The sequence below is a fragment of the Candidatus Sulfidibacterium hydrothermale genome, from assembly GCF_020149915.1.
Lineage (GTDB): Bacteria > Bacteroidota > Bacteroidia > Bacteroidales > F082 > Sulfidibacterium > Sulfidibacterium hydrothermale.
The window spans coordinates 629,153-654,674 of record NZ_CP083760.1 but is presented as its reverse complement, the minus strand read 5'-3'; the positions used below and the strand labels follow the sequence as shown (position 1 = coordinate 654,674).

Here is a 25,522-nt window from a genome sequence, read left to right as displayed (position 1 = left end):
ACAGCTAAGATAGGATATTTTGCGTGAATTTTACAACCCGGAAGCACTCATTTTTATCCTGTCTGTGCTACAGACATCGTTCGGGCATCCGCCCGGACGATGAAAGTTTATTTATTTCCGTAAGGTGGTTTTTCTTTAGCAAACTCTGTTTACCGGCATCTTTCCAAAAATGCCTTAACTGCCGGAAAGATTTTGTCCGGCGCTTCAATAAAGCCCATGTGGCCAACGTGTTCAAGAATAATGGCTTCGGCATGCTCCGGCAAGGCCAGCTGTTTCATTATCTTTTCAGTCGGAATACGGGAGTCCTGTTTGCCTACCACAAAAAAGACCGGAAAACCGGCATCTTTTAACAAAGCCAGATGATCATCCCGGTCGCGCATTCCGGCCATCGCTGCAATCACACCCTCCTTGGATGTTTCCAGCGAAACTTCACGCAAACGATTGATTTCTGCAGAATACTTAGAAACATTTTCTTCCGCAAAAAGCAACGGAATAAATTGTGCTATAAAATCTTTATGGTCTTTTTTTACCACTTCAATGGTCCGTGTACGGTTTTGCTTGCCCTGCTCATCATCGCCGGCAGCATGCGAATGGAACAGTACCAGTGCTTTCATCATTTCCGGAAACCGGTGGGCAAAAGCCAGCGAAATATAGCCGCCCATAGAGTGTCCTACCAGAACCGCTTGCTGCACCTTTTCAGCCTCTAAAACCGCTTTTACAGCATCAGCCATAAACGGCATCGTGTGATTTTCAGCAAACACCGGTGTTTTCCCAAAACCGGGCAAATCGACAGCAATCACCTGAAAACCGGACTGTAAAAAACCGGTCAAGTCATCCCAAATATGCAGGTTTTCTAAAAATCCATGCAACAAAACTACCGGTAGACCGGTTCCCGTTACGGAATAATTTATCTTTTTTCCTTGAAAATCAACTTGTTTTTCCATCATACAACCCATTTGTTTAATTTTGGTAAAATTAAGGGTTTCAGAAAACAACCACAACCCACAGAAAAATTTTAATGAAACGAAAAACCATTTTATTTATCGGCGGCTACGGCTCGAAAGGAGGCAAAGCCGAAACCCTGCGGCAAAAAAGGGGCTGGAATGTTCTGGCTCTGCTTCCCGATTACGATAAGGGACTAACGCAATGGATCACCGCAGCAGCAAAAATTCTGGAAGAAAATCCGGTTTCTGAAATCCATGCTTCTTCCACCGGGGCTTTGGTCGCCTGCCAGTTTCCGCTCCCAAAAGTACTTTACAGCCTGGTGATCGACCCGTTCAGACAACCGCGAGATCCGCTTTTCTCAAAAAAATTTCTTCAGGAAGCGTACGTCATTACCTCTTGTTCTCCCTGTAAAATTATTCTCTCTGAAAAGGACGATGTTCTTTTTGAACAAATCACCCTGGATTTTTGCCGCAAAAACCATATCACACCTATTATTTCGCCAAACGATGACCACCGGCTGACCCGTTTTTTTGGAAAGATGTAAAAAAATCATCAAATCGTTTTTCTCAAAAAAAACTGTAATTTTACACCAAACCTTTAAAACCCTACATGGTATGATTTCTTCAAACATGGATTTAATTGAAAAAGCCCGGCTGTCGATCAAAGGCAGATGGGGATTGGCTATTGGTGCCTTTTTGGTCGTCACCATTATTCAGGGCGGTCTGCAATCTATCGGCAAAGATGCCGGCAACCTGTCAGGACTTATTCCTTATTTAGCCGCTTTGGCTGTTGGCGGCCCTTTTTCACTGGGAACCAGTATTTTTTCACTGTCATTCGTACGAGACCGGGAACCACGCTTTGAAGAAGTATTCGAAGGGTTCAAAGACTTTAAACGTTCTCTGGTTACCTATCTTTTACTTATACTCATTGTTTTTGCCTGGTCACTGCTTTTGATCATTCCGGGAATTATTGCCGCCATTTCCTACTCCATGACCTTTTATGTTCTGGCTGATGATCCGAACATTAAACCGACAGATGCTTTGGATAAAAGCAAACAAATGATGAAAGGCTACAAGTGGAAATATTTCGGGCTGCTGATGTTATTTTTCCTCGGTGCCATTTTATGTTTGCTCACATTGGGCATTGGTTTCCTTTGGTTTATTCCGTGGGTAAATGTTACGGAAGCCCATTTTTACGAAGAAATAAAAGACAATCCGGCGGTTACGATTCAAACCGTATAATTCCGGAATTTTATCCGAGCCGCTTCAGCATATTGATCTCTTTCTGTGTCAGAAACCGCCATTTTCCGCGGGGCAAATCTTTTTTGGTCAGACCGGCCAGAAAAACCCGGTCGAGTTTAATGACCTGATAACCGAGATGTTCAAAAATACGACGGACAATACGGTTTTTACCCGAATGTAATTCAATACCAATCTGTTTTTTGTCGTCGGCACCGGCCACGTAAGCAATACTATCGGGAATAATCTTTCCATCTTCCAGCTCCAATCCTTCGGCAATCCGGAGCATATCATTTTTGGTCAGGTTTTTATCCAGGTAAACGTGATAGATTTTTTTGACATTATGTTTGGGATGCATCAGTTTTTTAGCCAACTCTCCATCGTTGGTAAAAAGCAAAAGCCCCATCGTGTTCCGGTCGAGACGTCCTACCGGATAAATCCGTTCGGGACAAGCCTTTTCTACCAGGTGCATCACCGTACGGCGATTAAAAGGATCATCGGAGGTGGTCAGATAACCTTTCGGTTTGTTCAATAAGAGGTAACGATGTTTTTCTTCGCGGAGCGTTTCACCGCCAAATTCCACCTTATCGCCGGGCAGCACTTTGGTTCCCAAACGGGTTACCACTTTTCCGTTAATTTTTACGGCACCGCTTTCAATAAGTTGATCAGCAGCCCGCCGCGAAGCCACACCGGCATTGGCCAGATATTTATTCAAACGGATTCCTTCCGTTGTTTTTTCCGCCGCCGGAAAGTTCTTTTTCGACACTTTGCGAAAAGTTCTTTTTTTTGATGGTCCGGTTTGTTTTTCTTTGGAATACCGTTCTTTACGTTTTTTCATAACCTTCTTAAAATGAGCCTGCAAAATTAGTCATTTTTAACGACGTAAGACACAAAATCATGCCATCCGGCTTGATAATTCCGGCGGAATTCAGTATATTTACCTGATTTTTTACCGGTTTACCCATGAATAAAGAATTCATTACACTGGCTACTCTTACTTACATGCGGGCCCAGTTGCTTTGTGCCAGGCTGGAAGAAGAAAAAATTGCCTGTTTCATGACCCATGTAAACCGGATAAAAGAGGGCCCCGGCGGTGTGGAAATCATCATCCGCTCCAAAGATGCCGCAAAAGCATTTTCCATTCGGGATGATTTTCTGAAAGCCTACGGCAGTGAAAAACAACCGGCCATCAATTTCATGCGCATCGCCCGGCGCATCCTGGTTCCTTTTGATTTTACTCTCCACGCAGAGAACGCTGCATTTTACGCGCTGAAAATTGCCGCCAAAATGAAAGCAGACATCCAGCTTTTGCACGTTTATTTCGATCCCGGAATCATTCCTTTTTCACAATTTGAAAGTTTCAGTCTCCCTTTGTTTCCTGATGATACCGAAAAAGAGATGGAAAAAGAAACCGCAGAAAAGCTGGAGGCTTTCTCTCAAAAGTTGCAAAAGATTTTAAAACAACACCATGTAAAAGGAGTCAACGTTTTTTACGATTTGGTAAAAGGCAGCACCGTCAGTAATATTTTGTCGTATATCAAAATTTACAAACCGGGGGTTGTCATCATGGGCACCCGCGGCAGCGAACTGGAAAGATTTCGTTCATTTGGCAGTGTAACGGCCAAAATCATGAAAAAAGCTGCCGTCCCCGTTCTGGCCGTCCCCAAAGATTACCGATCGGATGATTTAAAACCGCCCCAAAAAGTTTTATACGCTACCGATTTGGATTCTTCAGACTACTGGGCACTCAGCAAGCTGAGTACTTTTGTCAAACCTTTCGGGGCAAAAATTTTCTGTCTTCATGTTTCGGAAGAGATTGAAAAATCAGAAGAGGTTTATCTGCACAAACTCAAAAAATTCCTGCAGGAAACCTTACACGTGGAAAAACTGGAATGTGGTTTACTCGAATGTCTTGACCCCCAACTCGGGCTGGAAGATTTCATTAAAGAAAAAAAGATTGATTTAGTGGTAATGACTACCCGTCAACGTAACCTAATCACCCGTTTTTACACACCGGGAGTCACGCAAAAATTTCTTTTTCAGACTTCTATTCCGCTCATGGTATTCCATGCGCTGCAATAAACGGGAGGCTTTTTCACGGTTTAAGAGACAAATCCAACAAAAAATCTTCTTTTTCATTCTTCATTTCCCTGAAATTTAGTTCTTTTGCAAATTCATTTAAAAGGATGTATTGTGAAAAGAACAGAAATTAAATATCTGCTGGAACGCACTGATTTTGGAGAGATTGTAAACGTTAAAGGCTGGGTTCGCACCAAAAGGGCCAGTAAAAATGTAGCCTTTATTGCCCTGAACGACGGCTCCACCATTAAAAATGTTCAAATTGTGGTGGAAGTAAATGATGTTTTTGAAAAAATCCTGGAAAGAATTCACACCGGAGCAGCTCTTTCTGTGGACGGCGTACTGGCCGAATCATTAGGAAGCGGGCAAAAAGTGGAAATTCAGGCAAAAGAAATCACCGTTTTAGGGGAAGCTGACCCTAACGAATATCCGCTACAACCCAAGAAACACAGTCTGGAGTTTCTGCGTGAAAAAGCCCATTTACGTTTTCGTACCAATACTTTCAGCGCCATCGCCCGCATACGGCATGCCATGATTTTTGCCATTCATCAATTTTTTAACGAACGGAATTTTTACAACATCCACACCCCTATTATTACCGGCTCGGATGCTGAAGGAGCCGGTGAAATGTTTCAGGTGACCACCCTTAACCTGGAAAATGTTCCCAAAACCGAAGATGGCAAAGTGGACTACAAAAAAGACTTTTTCGGCAAACCGGCCAACCTTACCGTTTCCGGTCAGCTCGAAGGAGAACTGGCTGCACTGGCTTTGTCAAAAATCTACACCTTCGGCCCTACTTTCCGGGCTGAAAATTCCAATACCACCCGGCACCTTGCCGAGTTTTGGATGATTGAGCCCGAAATGGCTTTTTACGACCTGGACGACAACATGGACCTGGCAGAAGAAATGCTGAAATATGTCATTCGCTATGCCTTGGATCACTGTATGGACGATTTGCAGTTTTTAAGCAAACGCCAGCAAGAGGAAGAAAAAAACAAAAAACAGAATGAACGTTCAATGGAGCTGATTGAAAAATTGAACTTTATTCTTGCCGAACCTTTTGTCCGGCTCTCCTATACCGAAGCTATCCGGATTTTGATGAACTCGAAACCCAATAAGAAAAAAAGATTTCAGTATGTCATCGAAGCCTGGGGAGCCGATTTGCAATCGGAACACGAACGGTATCTCGTAGAAAAACATTTCAAACGTCCGGTAATTTTGACCGACTATCCGGCCGATATCAAGGCTTTTTACATGAAACAAAATGAAGACGGGAAAACCGTCCGCGCCATGGATGTTTTATTCCCTCAGATCGGTGAGATCATCGGAGGCTCTCAACGCGAAGAAGACTACAACAAACTGTATGACCGTATTAAAGCACTGAACATTCCGGAATCTTCGATGTGGTGGTATCTCGAAACAAGAAAATTTGGTTCGGTTCCGCATTCGGGATTCGGATTGGGTTTTGAACGGCTTATTCTGTTTTTAACCGGAATGAGCAACATCCGCGATGTCATTCCTTTCCCACGAACACCACAAAACCTGGAGTTTTAAACCAAAGAATTTTGGTTTACCGTTATTGCTTGGCAAAAAACTTCTTTAGCCGTTTTAACGTATAGTACGAAAGCTTCAGCTTGTACACATCCGGATTGGCATAGTACTGAAACGATGCGGAATCGGCATGTTGCAAGGCATTTACTTCCTGCCGGGTCAACGGATATTGAAACTGAATACTTTTGTATTCTTTTTCGTTCACCCCTGAAATTACCGAAACGGTAGTTGAATCGTTTTTCCTAACTTGGCTTTTTTCCACTTCAGGATGGTGAAAGATTTCTGTTTTCCGGTGACGAACAACAATGGGATAAGCCTGATTATCGGCAATAAGAAAAACGGTATCACTAAGAGGATAGCTGTCTATACTCACATTCAGCCGGTCAAACACCTGATACTGCGTCTCGCCATTGGCCTTAATGATTTTCAAGATATCTTTTTGCAACGAATAAAACGTTGTATAACGTTCTCGTACATACGGAAAAGTAATTCTCATACGAATTCTTTTCTCTTTTTTTACCTGATCATATTGGCTTGTAACAAAATCGACGCTGCTGGTAGCACACCGGGAAAGAAATACCGAAATAGCAACAACCATTAATAAAAGAGGAATATGTTTTCTCATAGGGCCAAGGGTTTTTTACAAAAGAAACAAAAAACAAGCCATAAAACAAACTTTCGAATAAAAAAGTACTACGGGACTGTTCCATCACCGGTAAATCCGGAATACACTAAAAACTTAAATGAAAGTAAATGGTTGGTTTTGATCTGGCTGAAAATAAAAAACCTCCGGAGAAACTTCCGGAGGTTGAAGTGGTACCACCTGGAATTGAACCAGGGACACACGGATTTTCAGTCCGTTGCTCTACCAACTGAGCTATGGTACCGCCTTTTGGAGCGGCAAAAATACGCTTTTTTTTATTTCTCCAAAAAAATTCTTTAAAAAAGTTAAAAAATTTACCCTGCCCATGTTTTGTTTGCACACCGGCCGGTTTAAGTGTATTTTTGCATCAGTTCAAAAAATAGCCTTTGAAACTAATTATCGACATTGGGAATACACGAAGCAAGATTGCTGTTTTTTCTGAAAAACAGATGGAGAGCGTATGGGTTTATACTTCTCTTTCCACAGATATACTGAAGGATATTGTAAAAGACTACCCGGATATTCATGCGGCAATCTTATCTTCCGTAACAACCTATCCCAAAGAAATTGATACTTTTTTATCCCAAAGATTTTACTACCTGAAACTGGATTCACAAACCCCTTTACCGGTTAAGCTTTTATACAAAACGCCACAAACCCTGGGGAAAGACCGCATGGCCATTGCCGCTGCGGCACAGGCTTTTGCTCCCGGGGAAAATGTCCTGGTCATTGATGCCGGTACGACCATCACTTACGATATTGTCAACCATAAAGGAGAGTACCTCGGCGGTGCAATTAGTCCCGGATTACAAATGCGATTAAAAGCACTGCATACTTTTACAGGAAAACTTCCGTTGATAAAACAACTTGTTGCCACGCCTCCCCTTGTGGGAAATGACACAAATACTTCTATTGCTTCAGGGGTTTTAAACGGAATAACTGCTGAAATGGAAGGGATGATTCGGGCTTATGCAAAGCGGTTTCCGGGGCTAAAAATTGTGCTGAGTGGCGGCGACGAAAAATATTTTGATAAACGGTTAAAAAATAACATCTTTGCACTCCCCAATTTTGTGTTGCAAGGACTGAAGGAGATATTGGATTTTAATGAAAAAAAAAGTGAGGATAAAGTTTAAAAAGAGCGGGCTGGTTTTGGTTTTGTTACTGTTTTTTACAGGGCTTCATGCCCAAGACATTAACTCTCCGTTTTCAGCCTATGGAATAGGGCAATTGTATGGTGAAAACATCAGTTCACAACTACAGGCTATGGGGGGAATTTCCTACGGCGTAACCGAAAAAAACATTTTGAACATGGCCAACCCGGCCAGTTACGGCGTATTCGATTCGCTTACCTATATTTTCCAAACAGGAATTATCGGAAATGTCAGCACCCTGCAAAACACCCAGGAAAAACAAAGTTCTAACTACGCCACGCTGAGCAACATCAGCATGGGATTTCAGGCTACCCGGTGGTGGCATGTAGCATTCGGAGTAACCCCCTTTAGTAAGGTAGGATACGATACGCGTGTTTCGGCATTGGTCCCTCCTTTTGGCAGCGTATATAACGACCGCTATGGAAAAGGAGGAACTTCGCTGTTGTTTTTCGGAAACGCTTTTAAGGTTACCAAAAACCTGCGACTTGGCGTAAATATCAATTATCTGTTTGGAAATGGCCGGGGATACAACATCATTTATTTCCCCGATTCCATTTATATTTTTGGAACCAAACAGGAAAACTACATCCGGTTAAGTGACTTTTTATTTGACTGGGGTGTACAATATGATATTCATCTTGCCAAAGGCAGAAAATTAACGTTGGGAGCCATCTACCGCAATGGAATTAATGTCCATGCCGTACGGTCGAATACCACTTACACGCTAACGGGTGGCTACGACAACTTTGTTGATTATCCGAGAGATACCATTGACTATTCGCCGGAAGAAAGCGGAAGTGTTTATATCCCGGCCACTTACGGGTTAGGATTTACTTATTCGCAAGGCGATCGATGGCTTGTAGGAATGGACGGAGAATGGCAACAATGGTCAAAATTCCGAAAGTTCGGCGAGGCCGATTCCCTGCAGGATTCCTGGCGGGTAGCGATTGGAGGCGCTTATACTCCCAAACACACCACCATTTCGCCGCTTCGTAAAAGGATGACTTATCGTTTGGGTGCCCGGTTCAACCAAACCTATGTCAGGGTTTACGGATATTCTATCAACGAATTTGCGATTACCGGCGGATTTACATTTCCTTTTAAACATTCCAGAAACAATATTACCTTTGCCATGGAATTAGGAAGTCGGGGTGCTCTGAAAGATCATCTTGTCAAAAAAACATTTTTTAATTTCTCGTTAGGTATAAATATTGTAGAAACTTGGTTTTATAAACGTAAATACAGATAATTAAACTAAACACTTTTAAAAATGAAAGCAAAACTTTTCATCTTCTTTTTGGGATTGGTATTCAGCCTCTCAGCGCTGGCTGGCAATCCGGTAAAAAGCTTTGTGCCACAGAACAACAACGGCCCAAAATACGGCAAAGACAGCATCAAATGTTTAATGAATCTCTCCTTATACACTGAATCGTATCGTCAATGGAGACAAAGTCATTACAAAAACGAAGCCATTAAAGATGCTATCCAGCCCTGGATTTGGGTATTTAACAATTGCCCGCGTTCTACCGAAGCTATTTATGTAGATGGGGATAAAATCATGCGGTGGAGAATCAAACATGCTCCGCAGGATAAAAAGAAAGCGCTGGTCGATACCCTGATGATGCTTTTCGACAAACGAATCAAATATTTTCCCAATAATTACCGCACACACTTGCCTCAGGAAGGATATGTACGCGGCCGGGAAGGAATTGCCCTTTATCAGGTATCTCCCGAATCATTTGAAAAAGCCTACTACATCCTTAAAAAATCTGTAGATCTGGACAAAGACAGAACTACTGCTGCTGTATTGGCTTATTATTTCCGGGATGTAGCCCGTATGGTACAGGCCGGAAAATTGGACACCCTGGCGTTAATTAATGCCTACGACACCATTACCGGCTATATTGATGCCAATATCGCCCGCTACAAAGCACAAAACAACATGCGCCGTGCTACCGAATACAAAAACGTAAAAGGATACATCGAAATGACTTTCGAACCTTTTGCCAATTGTGGTGACCTTGCACGTGTTTTCAGCAAAAAATATGATCAGAACCCCAACGATTCTGTCCTGCTGAAGAAAATTGTCGGTTTACTGGACAGCAAACATTGCTATAACGAACCGTTATACTTTAAAGCGCTGGTCAGCCTCTATAAAATAGAGCCTAATCCTAACTCCGCTTTCCTGATTGGTAAAATGTTACTGCAAAAGAAAGAATACGATCAAGCGCTGGAATACCTGAAGAAAAGTACTACCATGAAAGATACTGCCGATTTGGTAGATGATTATCTGCTCATGGCACAAACCTATCTGACAAAGAACGATTACCCGATGGCTCGTGAAATGGCCCGTAAGGTTATTCGCTTGCAGCCAAATAATGGTAAAGCTTACGAATTCATTGGCGACCTGTATGCAGCCAGTGCCGAAAAATGCGGCAAAAATGCTTTGACTAAAAAAGTAGCTTTCTGGGCTGCCGTGGATATGTTCCGCAAAGCCAAACAGGTAGATCCGACCATGACCGATGCCATGAATCATAAGATTTCCATCTACAAAAAATATTTCCCCACCAAAGAAACGATGTTCTTCTACAACATCAAACCGGGAGATAAATACAAAGTTGGCTGCTGGATTAACGTAACCACTATAGCACGGCCTTCCAACTAAACAGGCCGGCATAAAAAATATGATACGGAATTTATTTAAAAGCGTCGCTGTTGTTTTGGCAATGGGGACGCTTTTTTCTTGTGAAAACAACATTAAAGTCGTTCAGCAAATCAGTGCTTTAGACACCTTAGCCGAATTGACAGCTACTCATATTCACTACATTCGAACAGATTCCGGGAGAAAACAATTGGTTTTAACCAGTCCGCTGTTATTAAAATACGGAGGCGACAAACCTTACACCGAATTTCCAAAAGGTTTCAACGTAATCTTTTATGACACCTCCGGACAAGCAATTTCCAGTATCCGTGCAGGTTTTGGTATTCGTTACGACAAAAAAGGGTTGCTTATTTCCAAAGATAGTGTTGTAGTTAAAAACCTGAAAACACACGAACAACTTAACACCAACAAACTGATTTGGAACGAGCGAAAACACATTATTTATGCCCCGGGTTTTCTGAAGATCACCAGTCCTGACCGTATCATTTACGGCGATAGTATGAAAGCCAGTGAAAAATTCACCCAACGAACCATTTACGGTATTCGCGGTACTGTTGATGTTTCGGAAGACACCACTGGTTTTTAAAGATAAAAATCCGTTTTTAACAAGATGTCTGATAAAAACGGATAATACCTACTTTTGCAGATGAAAAAGATTTTATGGTAAAAAAGCTGCTGTTTTGAGTACGATCTGGATTATTATAGCCCTATCATTGTTGTTGTCTGCATTCTTTTCCGGAATGGAAATCGCTTTTGTCAGCTCCAGTCGTTTAAAACACGAACTCGATCTGAAGCGCAACATTCTGCCAGCCCGGATTCTTGCTCCGTTTTACCATCATCCGTCAAAATTTATCGGGGCTTTACTGCTGGGGAATAACATGGCGCTGGTTGTTTATGGCATCGCCATGGCTTTGGTACTCGAACCGGCCATTAAAAACATTTTACCCCCTTCGATGCATTCGGAGTTTTATATTCTTTTTCTGCAAACCATTTTGGCCACACTGCTCATTCTGATTGTTTCAGAGTTTCTGCCCAAAGTTTTTTTTCGCATCCGTCCCAATGCCATTTTAAAAACCTTTGCCATCCCCGTATGGATTTTCTATTATCTGTTTTACCCTTTAATTTTCTTGTATATCGGCATTTCGGAATGGATCATACGGCTTTTCTTAAGGGTGGATGTTTCTTCGCAGAAATACACTTTTAGCGCCATTGATCTGGACGAATACGTTCAGGAACTGCAACAGGAAAAACCGGAAGATCAAACCTTTGTTCAGGAAATACAAATGATGCAGAACGCCATTGAGTTTAAGAACATCAAATTGCGTGACTGCATGATTCCGCGAACCGAAATCGTTGCCGCTGACATTGACGAAGAAATAGCCACTCTACGTCGGCTTTTTACCGAGTCAGGACACTCAAAAATCATGATCTACAAAGAAACCATTGATAATCTTTTAGGTTATGTACACGCCTACGATATGTTCAAATTTCCAAAAAACATATCGCAGGTAATGCGGCCGGTAGAAATTTTTCCGGAAACGATGGCTGCCAGCACCGTTTTAAACCTTTTCATTAAAAAGCATAAAAGTGTTGCGGTTGTCGTGGATGAGTTTGGGGGAACCTCCGGCATTGTCACCATGGAAGATATCATTGAAGAGATTTTTGGTGAGATTGAAGATGAATACGACAAAGACGAGGTGGTGGAAAAACAACTTTCCGAAAATGAATACCAGTTTTCGGCACGGCTCGAAGTAGATTATCTGAATGAAAAATATCAGCTTAACCTGCCGGAATCAGAAGAATATGAAACGCTGGCAGGTCTCATCTTACACTACTCCGAAAGTATTCCACCGGTTCATGAAGTAGTGGAAATTCCCCCGTTTTCGTTTAAGATTCTAAAAGCTTCCGGTAACCGGTTAGAAGAAATACTCATGAAAAAACACGCTTAAATCGACTTTCATCAAACCGTAAAAACTCAATTTTAGGTAAACAAATGATTAACAAAATCAAAATTCGTTATACCTCTTTTATATATCATATCAATTTGTACATTTGCAGCTCAAAATTTATTAAACAAAATTAGAAGATGGCAGCTATAGGAAGTATTAGGAAACATTCCACTCTTTTGGTGATTGTAATTGGCGGTGCTCTGGCCGCTTTTATTCTGGGTGACTTCATGAAAAGAAGAAACCGCAGAGAAGTAAATGCCGGAAAAGTAAACGGTGTGGAAATTACCATCATGGATTTCAATAAAAAACTGGACCAGAACATTGCAAATGCCAAACAGCAACAACATACCAAAAGCCTGAGTACCAACGAAACTTTTCGTCTGCGTGAACAAACCTGGGAACAGCTTGTCAGACAGATTTTAATGGATCAACAATACAAAGACCTGGGCATTCAGGTGGGTACCGACGAAATGTTTAACCTAATTCAGGGTCCCAATCCTCATCCGCTGATCAAACGTTACTTTACCAATCCAAAAACCGGACGTTACGACAGAAGTTTGGTCATTCAATACCTGCAACATTTTAACCAATTACCCGAAAATGCCCAACAGCAATGGTTAATGCTTGAAGATTACATTCGTGCTGACCAAATGCAGAAAAAATACGACGCCCTTATTGCACAAGGCTATTATATTCCTAAAGCCATCGCCCAACGGATGTATGATAACCAAAACACACGGGCTGACATCGAATATATCGCTGCCCGATATTCTAATGTGCCTGAAAGCAAAATTAAAGTTACGGAAGCCGATTACGAAAAATATTACGAAGAACACAAAAACGAATTCAAACAGAAAAAAGGCTGTGCCATTGAGTATGTTTCTTTTAATGTGTTACCATCGGCTGCCGATATTGCCAAGGCACGTAAAGAAGCTATCCTTACGGCTGAAGATTTCAAAAAAACCGATAATCCTTTACAGTTTGCCAAAGCCAACTCCGACCATATTTATGACACATCCTGGCTGAAAGAAGGCGTTCTTCCGGCTCCTATTGATTCGGTGGTATTTCATGCTAAACCGGGAACCGTTGCCGGTCCGGTAAAAATTGGCAACACCTTTGTTATGGCCCGTTTACTGGCTGTAGCTGTCCGGCCTGATTCTATGAAAGCCGAACATATTCTCATCGCTTACAAAGGAGCCTTCCGTACCGATCCGTCGGTAACCCGCACCAAAGAAGAAGCCAAAAAACTGGCCGACAGCCTGTATCGTGTTTTAAAACGGAATCCGGCTAAATTTAAAACATTGGCTGATAAATTTTCCAATGACGGATCTGTAGTGCAAAATCATGGCGATCTGGGTTGGTTTATGGATGGAAGAATGGTTCCGGCATTTAACGAAGCGGTGGTAAAAACCAAAGTGGGACATTTCACGGTTGCCGAATCGCAATTCGGATTCCATGTTATCAAAGTAACCGGCAAAAAAGACTTTAACAAAAAAGTAAAAGTGGCTGTGGTAGCACAGGATATCATCCCGAGCAACGCCACTTATCAAAACGTATTTGCCAAAGCCAGTAAAATTGCTTCGGAAGCACACGATCAAAAAGCTTTTGAAGCAGTGGCCAAAAAAGAGCATTTGCAAGTACATGTTATGCCACGGATGTACGAAAACACTTACTACATTCCCGGACTGGAAAACGCCCGCAGCATTGTACGCTGGGCTTTCAAAAGCAGTACCGATGTAGGAACTGTTTCCAATGTATTCGATCTGGAAGGACAATACGCCGTAGCAGTGGTAACCAAAAGATATGAAGCCGGTATTCCTTCGCTCGACGAAGTAAAAGACCGCATTAAACCGTTTGTGATCAACCAGGTGAAAGGAAAATACCTGGCCAAAGAAATGGAAAAATATCACGGCAATTTAGATAAGCTGGCTGCTGCTTTCAAAACCAAAAAACAGTCGATGGACAACCTGACTTTCAATTCGCGTAACATTGTCGGATTTGGAATGGAAGACAAAGTTATCGGGACAGTATTTGGCATGAAAGACAAAACCGTAAGCCAGCCCATCGTAGGAAATGCAGCTACTTTTGTTGTTAGCCTGGATGCCTTGCGCAAAGCCGGTCAGTTACATAACTACAAAGCCTTTATCAGCCCTTACCTGAACGAATTCAAACAAAGGGTTGCTCAGGATTATCCGTACATCGCCATCAAAGATGCTGCCGATATTCAGGATAACCGCATTACTTTCTATTAAAATCAATGGAAAAAACAGATAATAAAAAAAGCCGGGGAAATCCCGGCTTTTTTTATTTTGCGCCGTTCTTCACGGCGATAATCTCTGCAGCAATACTCACCGCTATTTCAGCCGGCGTTTCGCTGTTGATTGGAAATCCGATGGGCGCATGAACTTTCGACAACTGCTCATCCGTAAAACCTTTCTTTTTCAGATTTCCGAAAATGGTTTCTATCTTTTTTGCACTTCCCATTAATCCCAGATATTTCAGGTCTTTCCCCAGCATCTGTTCCAATACCTGTTCATCACTTTTGTGAGCAAAAGTAACAATGACCACATACACATTAAAACCTTCCGGTACCAAACCGGTTACTTCAGTATAGCGGACAACCTGTTTTTCATGGGCAAAACGGTTCTCTTCAAAGGTATTGAGCCCGTTCCGGTTATCAAATAAGACAATCTTAAAATCGAGATGACTAAATATTTTTGACAAAGCCAGTCCTACATGGCCGCCGCCAAAAATGTACAACGTATCGGGCATCCCGAGTTGTTGCTTATATTCCCATCGACTTTCTGAAAGAATCTGGCTTTCTGTCGGAACCGTCAATTCTTCTCCTTTCCGAAAAGCAATTCCTTTTTCTGTCAGGGCCATCACTCCTTTCTCTTCCTTTTCAACAGCATCCAGAATTTGCCGGACCACGGCAAGCTCTTGCTGGGTTAATGGGATAAAGGCTATCGTTTGCCCGCCGGAGCAGATCATTCCGGAACGATTGTCTTTGGCCTCCGGATCATGATCCTGAAATACAATGAAAGGAGCCGGAAGATCCGGTTGTTTTAAAAGACGCCGGGCTTGTTCCGAAAGCCGGTGTTCCATTACACCGCCTCCAATAGAACCGGTAAAAGTCCCGTCAGAAGCTACGGCCATTTTAAAACCCTGTTTTCCCGGACTGCTGCCATCACGACCGATAACCGTCATCAGCATCACCTTTTGCCCCTGCAAAAGATGGGAATGAATAAATGAGAAGATGGATTGCATAAGATCGGAAATATTCCGTTTATGATTTTTTATTTTCGTACAAACCCAATAATACCTTTTCAGGAGTTATCGGCGCATCAAAACCATCAAACCCCGAATTAAAGGTCCGGATGGCATTGCGGATAGCAAAGTAAGCCCCCAGGCCATACATAAACGGCGGCTCACCCACTGCTTTCGATTTCAGAATGGCATGCTTAGGCCCGGTTGTTTTTAAGGGTTTCACCACAAAAGTTTCCGGAAGCGAGTAAATATCAGGCACCTTGTAGGTAGAAAGCGTGTTCGATAACAACCGTCCGGTTTGATCATAAACAATTTCTTCCATGGTTACATATCCGATTCCCTGTATCACAGCGCCTTCCACCTGACCGGTATCAATAATCAGGTTCATGCTTTCACCAAAGTCATGAATAATCTGCACATCATCCAGCTTATAAGTTCCACGTAAACAATCCACTGTAGCCGTAACTACGGCTGTTCCGTAGACATGGTAAGCAAACGGATTTCCTTTTTCGGTTTTTTTATCAAAATAAATTTCCGGCGTGGAATAATGACCGGTTTCCGAGAGTTTAATCCGTTGCAAATAAGCTTCTGTAACCAACTGTTCCCAGCGGATTCCGGCATCTTTTCCATCAACAAAAACTTTTTCGTCATGCAGTTCAATAGCAGAAGGCCGGGCTTCTGTCAATCCTGCTGCCACTTTTTTCAATCGCTGGACAATAGCCTTACAAGCCGTAAGCAGAGCCTGACCATTCAAATCGGCTCCCGAGCTGGCTGCTGTAGGCGAAGTATTAGCCACACGCGAAGTGTTTGTACTTTCCACCTTGATCCGTGCCGGATCGATACCAAAAGCCAATGCCGCCACCTGAATCATTTTCGTATTCACCCCCTGCCCCATTTCAATGGCGCCGGTACTTACTCCAACACTACCATCGGTATAAACATGTACCAGCGCACGGGCCTGATTGAGAAAAGTAGCTGTAAAAGAAATTCCAAAAGTGATGGGCATGAGTGCCAGCCCCTTTTTCACAAACGGATGATTCCGATTAAACTCTTTAATTTCTTTTTGTTTTTCTTTCACTTTAAATTCCTGAAAAGCAGCTTTCCATGATTTCCGGGTATTTACCTTTTTGGCTTTTTGTCCGTAGTAAAACAGATCGCCTTCTTTCAGCAGGTTTTTTTCCTGAATGGCAGCTGCCGGAACGCCAAGCTCCTGTGCTGCTTTGGCAATGGCCGACTCCATGACAAACATCCCCTGCGGTCCGCCAAAACCACGAAATGCCGTATTGGGCGGAAGATTTGTCTTACAGCTGTAAAGTGTAGCTTTTACGTCAGGAATAAAATACGAATTGGTCGTATGGAACAACGTACGTTCAGCAATAGCCGGAGAGAGATCATTCACCGCCCCGCCGTTCTGGTAATACATTACTTCATAAGCCAGAATTTTCAAATCTTCCGACAAACCAATTTTAAAATCAGAAGTATACGGATGCCTTTTCCCGGTCATCCGCAAATCATCAGCACGTGAGAGCACCAGTTTTACCGGTTTCTGCAAGTGACTGGAAGCCAGTGCAGCCATACATGCCCAGGGTGTAGCCTGATCTTCTTTTCCGCCAAAAGCACCCCCTAAACGCCTTACATCCACCTGAACCGTATGCATGCCGGTTCCCAAAATTTTTGCAATGGCGCGCTGTACAGCCGTAGGGCTTTGTGTTGATGAATAAACCATGAACCGTCCGCCCTCTTTGGGAATACAATACGCACCCTGCGTTTCAATATACAAATGTTCCTGGCCATTCAAATCGGCACGGCCGCTAAAAACATATTTACATTTATCCCAAACCTTTTCCGGATCGCCCATAGCAAAAGTACGGGGAGGAGCCAGTAACATTCCTTTTTCAGCCGCTTCACGCGGATCGGTCACCACTTCTAAGGGATCATATTCCACATGTATTTTTTTACGTGCTTCACGGGCTATGGCTTCACTTTCTGCCACCACCACAGCAATCGGTTCTCCCTGATAATGCACTTCCGTTTCTGCCAACAGGGTTTCATCCGGGATAATGCCACCAATTTGGTTTTCACCCGGAATATCTTTGTAAGTTAAAACCGCAAAAACGCCCGGTGTTTTTTCCGCTTCGGAAACATCCAGCTTTTTTATTTTGGCATGTCCTACCGTTGCATCAAAAACAGCGGCATAAAGTGTATTTTGCCGGACAGGAATATCATCCAGATAAATTGATTTTCCGGTAACATGTCCTTTCGAATCTATATTTTTCATTTTTTCAATTTTTTTATTTCTTCACCCATAAAACCATTTAGGCCATCAGTTTGGAAAACAACAATTCCGGTGTAAAATCTTCGGGGAACATCCCGGCAAAATGAGTCAGGAAAAGCTGCCGCAACAATAAACTTTTGTAGGCCTTACTTCCACGTACATCGCTAATGGGGGCTATCTCAGAAAGCAAAATTTCCACCGCTTCAAAGATCACATCCACAGAAAGTTCTTTTCCGGTAAGAAAAGTGCTGGTTTTTTCGGCATAAAAAGGCCACGGATAAACGCCACCAGCCGAAAGATGAACTTTGGTCATGATATTTCCCTCTTTTTCGATCAAGATCGCCGAATTTACACTGGCAATATCCAAATGTTGCCGTTTGCTGACTTTCTCAAAATTGAAATGTACATTCCGGGGCAACGAAAACCGGATTTCCGTAATCTTCTCATCCGGTGTTAATACTAACTGTTTATAGCCGGTGTAAAACTTCCGCAACGGCACTTTTCTTTCCGTACCGGTTTTTGCCTGCAACACCAATTCGGCATCCAACGCCAGGAAAAATATGGTTAAATCAGCAATAGGAGAAGCATTAACAATGTTTCCGGCCACCGTCCCCATATTTCGTACAGGTTCTGAAGAAATAAGTTTAAAGTAAGTTTTAATTTGGGGAAAATGCTGCTGCATGATTGTATTTTGCATAATATCACCCGCCGTAACTGCCGCCCCAATACGAATGGTATCGCCTTCGCGTTTTATTTGTTGCAAGTCTTTCTCTTTTTTCAGAAAAAGAAGCGGCCGGGTACGTAAAGCATCCGGTTGTTGTACAAACAGATCCGTACCTCCGCCTACCCATTTTCCTTCTTTTGTTTCCTGCGGTACCGCAGGCTGAATTTCTTTCAGCCGGGAGGCAATATCCCGAAAATATTCCGGAAGAAAAGCTTCTTTGATGAGCCATCCCAACGGGTCTTTTTTGTCTTTTTTTGCCAAAACCGTTGCAATATCTGTGGCCGCCTGTTTGATGGAACGATAGCCGGTACACCGGCAGATGTTACCACTAATGGCATCTACCACTTTTTCCGGAGAAGACTTTTCCGGAGCAAGCGAATGGGCCGTAAGCGACATAATAAAACCGGGGGTACAAAAACCACACTGAGTAGCAGAGTTTTCGATAATCGCCTGCTGTACGGGCGACATTTTTTCTTTTTGCAAACCCTCAATAGTCACAATATGTTTTCCCTGTACATTTCCCAATGGAGTCAGGCAGGAAAGGATACTTTTGTAGCGAACTTCGCCATTTTCAAGAACGCCTTCCAAAACCGTACAAGCACCACAATCGCCTTCACGACAACCGGCTTTAGTCCCCATCAAATGGGCTTTGTAACGGATAAAGTCAAGCAAAAGACTTCCCGCGGGTTCTTCCGTTTGAATCAACTTATCATTTAAAATGAACGTAATCATTGCATAAGATCTTTAAAGTATAACCGACAAAGGTAAATAATAATCCTATTTTCTTTTTTTACCGGTTCACAACTCAGAAAAAACAACTATTTCTACAACGAAAAATAGTGATTCATTCGTATAGGAACAACTATTTAGCACCCTTTTGTTTTATTCGTCCGGTAACATACCGCCACTCGTTTCCACAATATTTGCACGAATCGGCTTTCTCCTTTTGGCCCTATCCTTTTGCTTTGCAAAAAAAGATTGTATATTTGAAAGCGTAAATACGACGTATCACCCTGTTTTTAAAAAAAATACGAAAAATGAAAATTTTAAAACGCATTCTTTTGGCTTTGCTGGTCATCATTGTGGTTATTGCCGCCGTTATTTATTTTTGGATGCGCAGCACAGCTCCCGACTATTCCGGAAAATTACATCTTAGCGGATTACAGAAAAAAACCGTAGTTACTTATGATGCGTATGGGGTTCCTCATATTCAGGCACAAAATGCGCATGATGCTTATTATGCTTTCGGATTTGTTCATGCCCAGGACCGTTTGTTCCAGATGGTGATGATCCGGCGGGTTGTTCAAGGACGACTGGCCGAAATCCTTGGGAAAAACATGGTGAAAACAGATGAATATCTCCGGGTTTTATCCCTAAATCAAATAGCCAAAAGAAGTGCCGAACGTTTTATGAAAGAAGCCGACGAACCGGTAAAACAGGAAGTGGAAGATTATGTTGACGGCATCAATGCATTTATCAAAAACGGCCATCTACCCATTGAATTTACCCTGATGGGATTCAAACCGGAACCTTTTACGGTTCAGGATGTATTTGGCATTGTTACATACATCTCGCTGACGTTTACCTGTGCCCTGCACGAAGATCCGCTTTATTACCGGATTTACGAAAAATACGGCAATGCTTACTTGAAAGACTTGGATGCCGATTCAACAACCGTTTCCGGAAACGGAAATGCTTCTAAAAATGCTATTTTGGCTGACCTTCTTGAAAAAGTTAAAGGAATTCAAAGTCTGGTTCCCATTCCCATCTGGGAAGGCTCCAACAACTGGGTAATCAGTAAAGAGCACTCCAAATCGGGCAAAGTACTGCTGGCCAACGACACGCATATCAAATATTCACAACCTTCGGTGTGGTACGAAGCCGACATCCGCTATCCGGGATTCCATATTTACGGATATCATCTGGCCGGTGTCCCGTTTGCTTTGGTTGGCCATACTGACCATTACGCCTGGGGACTTACCATTTTCCCGTTTGACAACATGGATTTGTATGCCGAGCAACAAAATCCGGATAATCCGAATCAATACAGACACGACTCATCCTGGCTGAATTATACCACAAAAAAGGAAATAATTAAAGTAAAAGGCGGAAAAGATGTGCCGTTTACCATCCGTTATACTATTCACGGACCGCTACTCAATTCGGTCATGTCCGGTATTACTCTGAAAAAGAATGTTCCGGTGAGCTTGTGGTGGGCTCCCATGCACCTGAAAACCACTTCTATGGAGGCATTATATCAAATTAATCATGCTTCTGATCTGGAGAGTTTCCAAAAGGGAGTTTCTCTGATTGACATCGTGGGATTAAATGTGGTTTATGGCGACACGGACGACAATATTGCCTGGTGGGGTGCCGGGCGGATTCCTGTTCACCCCGCCGGAATTAACCCACGGCTGATTCTCAACGGGGCTTCCGGCAAAGCCGATATTACCGGATTTTATCCGTTTGACAAAAACCCGCAGTCAGTCAATCCGCCCGACGGCATTCTGAATACCTCCAACAATGCACCGCCTCCGGTGGATGGCATTGTTTATCCCGGATATTATTTTCACGGCTACCGGGCAGCAAGAGTAAAAAAACTGTTGCTGTCGAAACCCAAATGGAGCCTGAAAGAGATGGAAAAAATACAGCTCGATGTACATTCTGACCGCGACCTGAGATTAACCAATCTGATCTTGAATAACCTGGGAAACTATAAAGGGGATCCGAAAATTGTTTCTGCGCTGCAAAACTGGGACGGCAATTATGATACGGCTAGCACCGGTGCTGTTATTTATACCCAGTTGTTGTATTTTGTTTTACGCGATGCCATGCAGGATGAAGTGGGAACAAAAGATTTCAGGAAACTGATGGAAAGTTATATGTTCCGGGGTTCGATTGAGCATCTGCTGACAGATAAAAACTCGGTTTGGTGGGATAACGTAAACACCAAAGCCAAAGAAACCCGTTCCGACATTTTTATTAAAGCTTTTTCAGAAACATCTGTTGCACTTAAGCAAAATATGGGAACAGACATGAAAACCTGGAAATGGGGGCGGGTTCATCAGCTAACCAACGAGCATCTTATCGGGAAAAAGAAACCTTTTGATAAATATTTTAACGTAGGACCTTTCCCCATGTCAGGAGCTAATGAGGTAATTGACAAAGAAAGTTTTGTTTATAACGAGCATGGCGTTTATCCTGTTCTTGCAGGACCGGCATTACGTTTCTTAATTGATTTTGCCGATGTGGATCACGCCCTTTCGGTGATTCCCACCGGGCAATCGGGCAATGTGTTCAGTCCGCATTACGCCGACCAGGCCCACTTGTTTGTCAACGGAAAATACCGCACACAGATTACGTTGCTGAAAGAAATAAAAAAAGGGGAAATGCTGACCCTGCTGCCGGAAAAAACAAAAAATTAGGCCTGTTTTGTGCATTACCCGGCGGATTCCTTATTTTTGTTAAAAATAAACCGGATGGAACAAGTGAGAAGCAGAACAGCCGATTTTTTAAAGGGAGTAGCCATCATTGCCATGGTGCAGCTCGTTTTAGTGGAATATTTTGCCCGGCCGGAAATTTTAAACGGCCTGACAGGAAAGATCTCACTTTTCATTGGCGGACCTCCCGTAGCCCCGCTGTTTTTAACCGTAATGGGATATTATATCGCCCATCAGCAACATTCCATACGGTATCATGTTATACGCGGAATAAAACTTATTTTTCTCGGTATCTTTCTTAACGTTGCCCGTAATGCTTACCTGTTGTATGAAATTGCCAGCGGCAAAGTAACACAGGATATTTGGCACATTATTTTTGGTACTGATATTTTAATTCTGGCCGGAATCAGCCTGATTGTAATGGCTTTTCTTGTCAAGCTGTTGCGTGGGCATGTGTTGGCTTATCTCACGCTGATTATCGTGTTTTTGTTGCTGCAATACATTATTCCACCGGTCGAAAAAGCCCATCCGCAATCGATTATTCTGCCATTTTTCTACGGTAAATATCCGCAAGCCCAGTTTCCGTTCATTCCCTGGTTTGCTTATGTATTGGCAGGTTATACTTTTTATCTTTTCAAGCAGTTTTTCGTTTCCGATCAGTTTAAGCACAACAAAACCGTGAACATGGTTTTGGCCATACTTTCCGGTATTCTGCTTCTCATCAGTTTACCTTTCGGATATAGCGTTTCCATCCGGCACATGCTGTTTTACCACCACGGGATTCTGTTTTTTCTGTTTTGCGTAAACTTCCTGTTTTGGTGGTTATTAAGTGCCAAAGCACTGGTGGACCGATTTCAAAATAAAATTACCGGATACCTTGAATTTTTGGGAAGAAATGTCACCGCTTTTTATGTTCTTTTCATGATCATTGCCGGAAATATGGGCGTATTTTACCAGAAAAAAGAAAACTACCTGATGCTGATTATCTTTTTTGTTTTGCTGATGGTAGTAACCAGTTTGCTGGTACGGGTCTGGGAACGCATCAGATCCTGATATTTTCCAAGAGCGTTTTATCCTAAATTTTTCCGGGAAAGGCCCAAAGAAATAAACGAAAAATTGTAATTTTGCCGCACTCTTTTCAAAAAGCGTTCTCTCCGTAGCTCAGTTGGTAGAGCAGCTGACTCTTAATCAGCGGGTCCAGAGTTCGAGTCTCTGCGGGGAGACTTTTAAGGCCTTGTAAAGGAACTTCCTTTGCAGGGCTTTTTTTATGCCAAAACTTTGGATGGGAGATGGAGGATGTTTGGATGTTCGATGGACGATGTGGAGATTTTTGATGTTTTATTTTTAGTGGGAAAAAGGGGCATTGGGAAAGGATGAATGATGAGTGTAGAATGATGTACCGATGAATAGGAAAAAGTCATTGGTCATTAGTAATTGGTTTATTTTCAGTGTTTTAGTTGTGTTTTTGCTGCCATCCTGAACGAAGTAAAGGATCTCAAAAAATAATCACGGTAATTAAAATAGATTCTTCGCTACGCTCAGAAAGACAAAACAGTTGTTGGTTAGAGTTTAGGATTTTTTGCGATTTGCTTTTTTGTTTTTTGGGATTTCAATCTTGGTCATTAGTCATTGCCATTGGGAATGGATAAATAATAATTGACAAGTGCTTACGGTTGATTATCAATATTTTACCGTGTTTCTGCTGTCATCCTGTCCGTAGGACTCCTATGAAGAACGAAGTGAAGGGTCTCAAAAATAATTACAGTTGTTAAAAGAGATGTTTCACTGCGTTCAACATGACAAAACAGTTGGCTTTTGGAGTTGTCATTTGCTTTTTTGTTTTTCGTGATTTCCCATTTTAGGCATTTAAAGTACTTAAAGTTTAAAGTGTGAAATACTTAAAGTTAGCCAGGTATTTATCTCGTGTTTATAACTAATCCCGAAGGGATTAAACCGGAATAACCCTGTACGACGTGCAGGGAAATAAGCACAAGAAAACCACAACCCCAAAGGGGTTGAACACTGGCCTCTGAATAAATTCAGCGTCAATGGTAATTAGTCGTCCCTCCGGGACTCCATTACACTACATCTTCAGTGATAATTCATCGTCCGAGCAGACGCCCAAACGATGAAGGAGACCATTAAACGAGATGCTTCGCGTTGCTCAGCAGAACATACCGGTTGGTTTTTGGGGAATTTCCCATTTTAGGCACTTTAAACTTTAAGCATTTCAAACTTTTGTCCTTGGAAAAGATGAAGGATAAGTAAGGAACGGATTGATTATTAGATGATTTAGGTTTACTTTTTGACATCCTGTCTGTAGTCATGAAGTGATGTCTTGACAGAATCCGGTGGAGAACGGAGCGAAGGATCTAAAATTTCAATACGATTTTTCACTCTCCTTCCAGAGGCCTACACATGCCACTTACCGGAGCAGCTTTTCCACCTTTTGTTTTAATAAAAAAAGTTTTGCTTGATCAAAACCAATATCGACAAAAGCTATTTTTCCTTGTTTGTCAATGACATACATCGAAGGATAACCGTTGATTTTGTATTGCCGGTCAACAGATGGCCGGGTCAAAATAATCGGATAACTGATGTTCCTCCGGCCGATAAAGTTTTTCAGGTTTGCCAAACTGGCCGGACGGTTATCTACCGAATTCAATCCGAAAATTAACAGGCCTTTATCTTTTAGTTCGGCGTAAAGTTTCGACAACTCCGGAATAGCTCTTACGCAAGGCGGGCAATGCGTGTACCAAAAATCAACAATAATTACTTTTTTTCCGATATAGTCTTTTAACTGAAAAGGTTTTCCGGAAGCAAAAAACTTCCCGTCAAAAAGCGGTGCTTTGTCCCCGACATGCAACATTTTCTCAAGTCGGGAAATTTCCGAGTCCGTTCCCGGTTGCACCGGATTAGCAGCAAGGATTTCTTTTTCTTTTTTCTGTAACTCTGCTTTATTTACGCCGTCAAACTGAAAGCCGGAAAAATAGAGCGCTTCTGTAAAAGTATATTTTCCGTAATCCCGCTTCATCTTTGCCAACAAAGGAACCTGCTGCTTTTTATCGATAATAAAAACATACTCCTTTTTTTCTTTTTTAAAATGAAGCTGAAACCGGAAACACTTTTTATTTTCAAAAGTAACATCAGTAACCGAATACTGCACACCGGGTTGCGACACCAGCTTTTGCAGTCCGTCGGATTGAAGAAAAACATCCACCCAATCTACCGGAGAGATAAAATCTTCCGAGAAATTTTTGTACAGCAACGTCGTCTTTTTGGGCGGAATAACAAGATAAAAGTTTCCCCGGTCATAAATCATGTTGTAGGGCCGGTAATAATTGTTGATCCACACATATCCGTGATGTAATTTATCCACAGAATCTTTCACCGCCCAAATCTCATACGGAGTGACCGTTGTATCCGGCGTATAAGAATAAGTGTACTTTTCGAGTATTTTGTAATGCACCGACCGGTGCTGTGCCATGGCTTTGTCAATTTGCGCTATCGGGTTTTCCTGTTTTTGCGAACAACTCCCCAGCAAAAAGACCAGCGCCATTAAAAAGAATGTGGTTTTGCTGATTTTGTCCATCATCCG

At 42.4% G+C, this 25,522-nt stretch carries 19 protein-coding genes and 2 tRNA genes; 13 read left to right on the top strand and 8 right to left on the bottom strand.

The window, feature by feature from the left end; all coding sequences use genetic code 11:
* Window positions 1-149: 149 nt before the first annotated feature.
* On the bottom strand, window positions 150-947 hold the full coding sequence (locus LA303_RS02555; protein ID WP_240526370.1) for an alpha/beta fold hydrolase: 798 nt from the start codon (window positions 945-947) through the stop codon (window positions 150-152).
* A gap of 71 nt (window positions 948-1,018) precedes the next feature.
* Here LA303_RS02555 and LA303_RS02550 point away from each other — a divergent pair, with 71 nt between their 5' ends.
* Together LA303_RS02550 and LA303_RS02545 are read left to right on the top strand one after the other, a co-directional pair.
* Window positions 1,019-1,489 carry a hypothetical protein gene (locus LA303_RS02550; RefSeq protein WP_240526369.1) on the top strand — a complete coding sequence of 157 codons (471 nt, stop codon included), beginning with the start codon at window positions 1,019-1,021 and terminating at the stop codon, window positions 1,487-1,489.
* Between the two features lie 70 nt (window positions 1,490-1,559).
* Window positions 1,560-2,186, top strand: a complete 627-nt coding sequence (locus tag LA303_RS02545; RefSeq protein WP_240526368.1) for a DUF975 family protein — start codon at window positions 1,560-1,562, stop codon at window positions 2,184-2,186.
* Between the two features lie 10 nt (window positions 2,187-2,196).
* On the opposite strand, the gene LA303_RS02540 is transcribed toward LA303_RS02545, so the two are convergent.
* Entirely contained in the window at window positions 2,197-3,021 is an 825-nt protein-coding gene (locus LA303_RS02540; RefSeq protein WP_262901550.1) for a pseudouridine synthase, read from the bottom strand.
* 125 nt (window positions 3,022-3,146) lie between these two features.
* On the opposite strand from LA303_RS02540, the gene LA303_RS02535 reads away from it, so the two are divergent.
* Window positions 3,147-4,265, top strand: a complete 1,119-nt coding sequence (locus tag LA303_RS02535) for a universal stress protein (RefSeq protein WP_240526367.1) — start codon at window positions 3,147-3,149, stop codon at window positions 4,263-4,265.
* 111 nt (window positions 4,266-4,376) lie between these two features.
* A complete protein-coding gene (gene asnS, locus LA303_RS02530; protein ID WP_240526366.1) occupies window positions 4,377-5,816 on the top strand; it encodes an asparagine--tRNA ligase in 1,440 nt (479 codons plus the stop codon).
* A gap of 22 nt (window positions 5,817-5,838) precedes the next feature.
* On the opposite strand, the gene LA303_RS02525 is transcribed toward asnS, so the two are convergent.
* Entirely contained in the window at window positions 5,839-6,438 is a 600-nt protein-coding gene (locus LA303_RS02525; protein WP_240526365.1) for a hypothetical protein, read from the bottom strand.
* Between the two features lie 189 nt (window positions 6,439-6,627).
* Window positions 6,628-6,700 (bottom strand) — tRNA-Phe (locus tag LA303_RS02520).
* Window positions 6,701-6,842: 142 nt separating this feature from the next.
* Between LA303_RS02520 and LA303_RS02515 the strand changes: the two genes are divergently transcribed.
* From LA303_RS02515 to LA303_RS02490, 6 genes are all read left to right on the top strand, one after another.
* Window positions 6,843-7,589 (top strand): type III pantothenate kinase, encoded by a 747-nt coding sequence (locus tag LA303_RS02515; RefSeq protein WP_240526364.1) that lies wholly within the window; start codon window positions 6,843-6,845, stop codon window positions 7,587-7,589.
* Window positions 7,561-8,856: a hypothetical protein gene (locus LA303_RS02510; RefSeq protein ID WP_240526363.1), complete on the top strand. Its 1,296-nt coding sequence runs from the start codon at window positions 7,561-7,563 to the stop codon at window positions 8,854-8,856. The genes LA303_RS02515 and LA303_RS02510 overlap by 29 nt, the downstream gene beginning before the upstream one ends.
* A 21-nt stretch (window positions 8,857-8,877) precedes the next feature.
* Window positions 8,878-10,272: a tetratricopeptide repeat protein gene (locus tag LA303_RS02505; protein ID WP_240526362.1), complete on the top strand. Its 1,395-nt coding sequence runs from the start codon at window positions 8,878-8,880 to the stop codon at window positions 10,270-10,272.
* 19 nt (window positions 10,273-10,291) lie between these two features.
* Complete coding sequence (gene lptC, locus LA303_RS02500; protein WP_240526361.1) at window positions 10,292-10,855, top strand: LPS export ABC transporter periplasmic protein LptC; 564 nt, start codon at window positions 10,292-10,294, stop codon at window positions 10,853-10,855.
* Window positions 10,856-10,949: 94 nt separating this feature from the next.
* Window positions 10,950-12,218 (top strand): hemolysin family protein, encoded by a 1,269-nt coding sequence (locus tag LA303_RS02495; protein ID WP_240526360.1) that lies wholly within the window; start codon window positions 10,950-10,952, stop codon window positions 12,216-12,218.
* Between the two features lie 137 nt (window positions 12,219-12,355).
* Window positions 12,356-14,470: a peptidylprolyl isomerase gene (locus tag LA303_RS02490; RefSeq protein ID WP_240526359.1), complete on the top strand. Its 2,115-nt coding sequence runs from the start codon at window positions 12,356-12,358 to the stop codon at window positions 14,468-14,470.
* Window positions 14,471-14,522: 52 nt separating this feature from the next.
* Here the strand turns inward: LA303_RS02490 and LA303_RS02485 are convergent, their stop codons facing one another.
* The 3 genes from LA303_RS02485 to LA303_RS02475 are packed head-to-tail and all read right to left on the bottom strand — an operon-like array spanning window position 14,523 to window position 19,216.
* Window positions 14,523-15,485 carry an XdhC family protein gene (locus LA303_RS02485; RefSeq protein WP_240526358.1) on the bottom strand — a complete coding sequence of 321 codons (963 nt, stop codon included), beginning with the start codon at window positions 15,483-15,485 and terminating at the stop codon, window positions 14,523-14,525.
* Between the two features lie 19 nt (window positions 15,486-15,504).
* Complete coding sequence (locus tag LA303_RS02480) at window positions 15,505-17,763, bottom strand: xanthine dehydrogenase molybdopterin binding subunit (RefSeq protein WP_240526357.1); 2,259 nt, start codon at window positions 17,761-17,763, stop codon at window positions 15,505-15,507.
* A 37-nt stretch (window positions 17,764-17,800) separates the two neighbouring features.
* Window positions 17,801-19,216 carry an FAD binding domain-containing protein gene (locus tag LA303_RS02475; RefSeq protein ID WP_240526356.1) on the bottom strand — a complete coding sequence of 472 codons (1,416 nt, stop codon included), beginning with the start codon at window positions 19,214-19,216 and terminating at the stop codon, window positions 17,801-17,803.
* Window positions 19,217-19,521: 305 nt separating this feature from the next.
* On the opposite strand from LA303_RS02475, the gene LA303_RS02470 reads away from it, so the two are divergent.
* The 3 genes from LA303_RS02470 to LA303_RS02460 all read left to right on the top strand — a co-directional run bounded on the left by LA303_RS02470 (window position 19,522) and on the right by LA303_RS02460 (window position 23,147).
* The gene (locus LA303_RS02470; protein ID WP_240526355.1) at window positions 19,522-21,909 is read left to right on the top strand and encodes a penicillin acylase family protein; all 2,388 of its coding nucleotides are present in this window, start codon (window positions 19,522-19,524) and stop codon (window positions 21,907-21,909) included.
* A 54-nt stretch (window positions 21,910-21,963) separates the two neighbouring features.
* On the top strand, window positions 21,964-22,977 hold the full coding sequence (locus tag LA303_RS02465) for a DUF1624 domain-containing protein (RefSeq protein ID WP_240526354.1): 1,014 nt from the start codon (window positions 21,964-21,966) through the stop codon (window positions 22,975-22,977).
* A 97-nt stretch (window positions 22,978-23,074) separates the two neighbouring features.
* Window positions 23,075-23,147: transfer RNA gene (locus tag LA303_RS02460), tRNA-Lys, on the top strand.
* Window positions 23,148-24,349: 1,202 nt separating this feature from the next.
* Here LA303_RS02460 and LA303_RS02455 read toward each other — a convergent pair.
* On the bottom strand, window positions 24,350-25,519 hold the full coding sequence (locus LA303_RS02455) for a TlpA family protein disulfide reductase (protein WP_240526353.1): 1,170 nt from the start codon (window positions 25,517-25,519) through the stop codon (window positions 24,350-24,352).
* Between the last annotated feature and the right edge of the window lie 3 nt (window positions 25,520-25,522).

Excerpts from the sequence above, each read along its gene's own strand:
- LA303_RS02555 (WP_240526370.1), bottom strand. The coding sequence starts at position 947 with ATGATGGAAAAACAAGTTGATTTTCAAGGAAAAAAGATAAATTATTCC.
- LA303_RS02550 (WP_240526369.1), top strand. The coding sequence starts at position 1,019 with ATGAAACGAAAAACCATTTTATTTATCGGCGGCTACGGCTCGAAAGGA.
- LA303_RS02545 (WP_240526368.1), top strand. The coding sequence starts at position 1,560 with ATGATTTCTTCAAACATGGATTTAATTGAAAAAGCCCGGCTGTCGATC.
- LA303_RS02540 (WP_262901550.1), bottom strand. The coding sequence starts at position 3,021 with ATGAAAAAACGTAAAGAACGGTATTCCAAAGAAAAACAAACCGGACCA.
- LA303_RS02535 (WP_240526367.1), top strand. The coding sequence starts at position 3,147 with ATGAATAAAGAATTCATTACACTGGCTACTCTTACTTACATGCGGGCC.
- LA303_RS02525 (WP_240526365.1), bottom strand. The coding sequence starts at position 6,438 with ATGAGAAAACATATTCCTCTTTTATTAATGGTTGTTGCTATTTCGGTA.
- LA303_RS02510 (WP_240526363.1), top strand. The coding sequence starts at position 7,561 with ATGAAAAAAAAAGTGAGGATAAAGTTTAAAAAGAGCGGGCTGGTTTTG.
- LA303_RS02505 (WP_240526362.1), top strand. The coding sequence starts at position 8,878 with ATGAAAGCAAAACTTTTCATCTTCTTTTTGGGATTGGTATTCAGCCTC.
- lptC (WP_240526361.1), top strand. The coding sequence starts at position 10,292 with ATGATACGGAATTTATTTAAAAGCGTCGCTGTTGTTTTGGCAATGGGG.
- LA303_RS02490 (WP_240526359.1), top strand. The coding sequence starts at position 12,356 with ATGGCAGCTATAGGAAGTATTAGGAAACATTCCACTCTTTTGGTGATT.
- LA303_RS02485 (WP_240526358.1), bottom strand. The coding sequence starts at position 15,485 with ATGCAATCCATCTTCTCATTTATTCATTCCCATCTTTTGCAGGGGCAA.
- LA303_RS02480 (WP_240526357.1), bottom strand. The coding sequence starts at position 17,763 with ATGAAAAATATAGATTCGAAAGGACATGTTACCGGAAAATCAATTTAT.
- LA303_RS02475 (WP_240526356.1), bottom strand. The coding sequence starts at position 19,216 with ATGATTACGTTCATTTTAAATGATAAGTTGATTCAAACGGAAGAACCC.
- LA303_RS02470 (WP_240526355.1), top strand. The coding sequence starts at position 19,522 with ATGAAAATTTTAAAACGCATTCTTTTGGCTTTGCTGGTCATCATTGTG.
- LA303_RS02465 (WP_240526354.1), top strand. The coding sequence starts at position 21,964 with ATGGAACAAGTGAGAAGCAGAACAGCCGATTTTTTAAAGGGAGTAGCC.
- LA303_RS02455 (WP_240526353.1), bottom strand. The coding sequence starts at position 25,519 with ATGATGGACAAAATCAGCAAAACCACATTCTTTTTAATGGCGCTGGTC.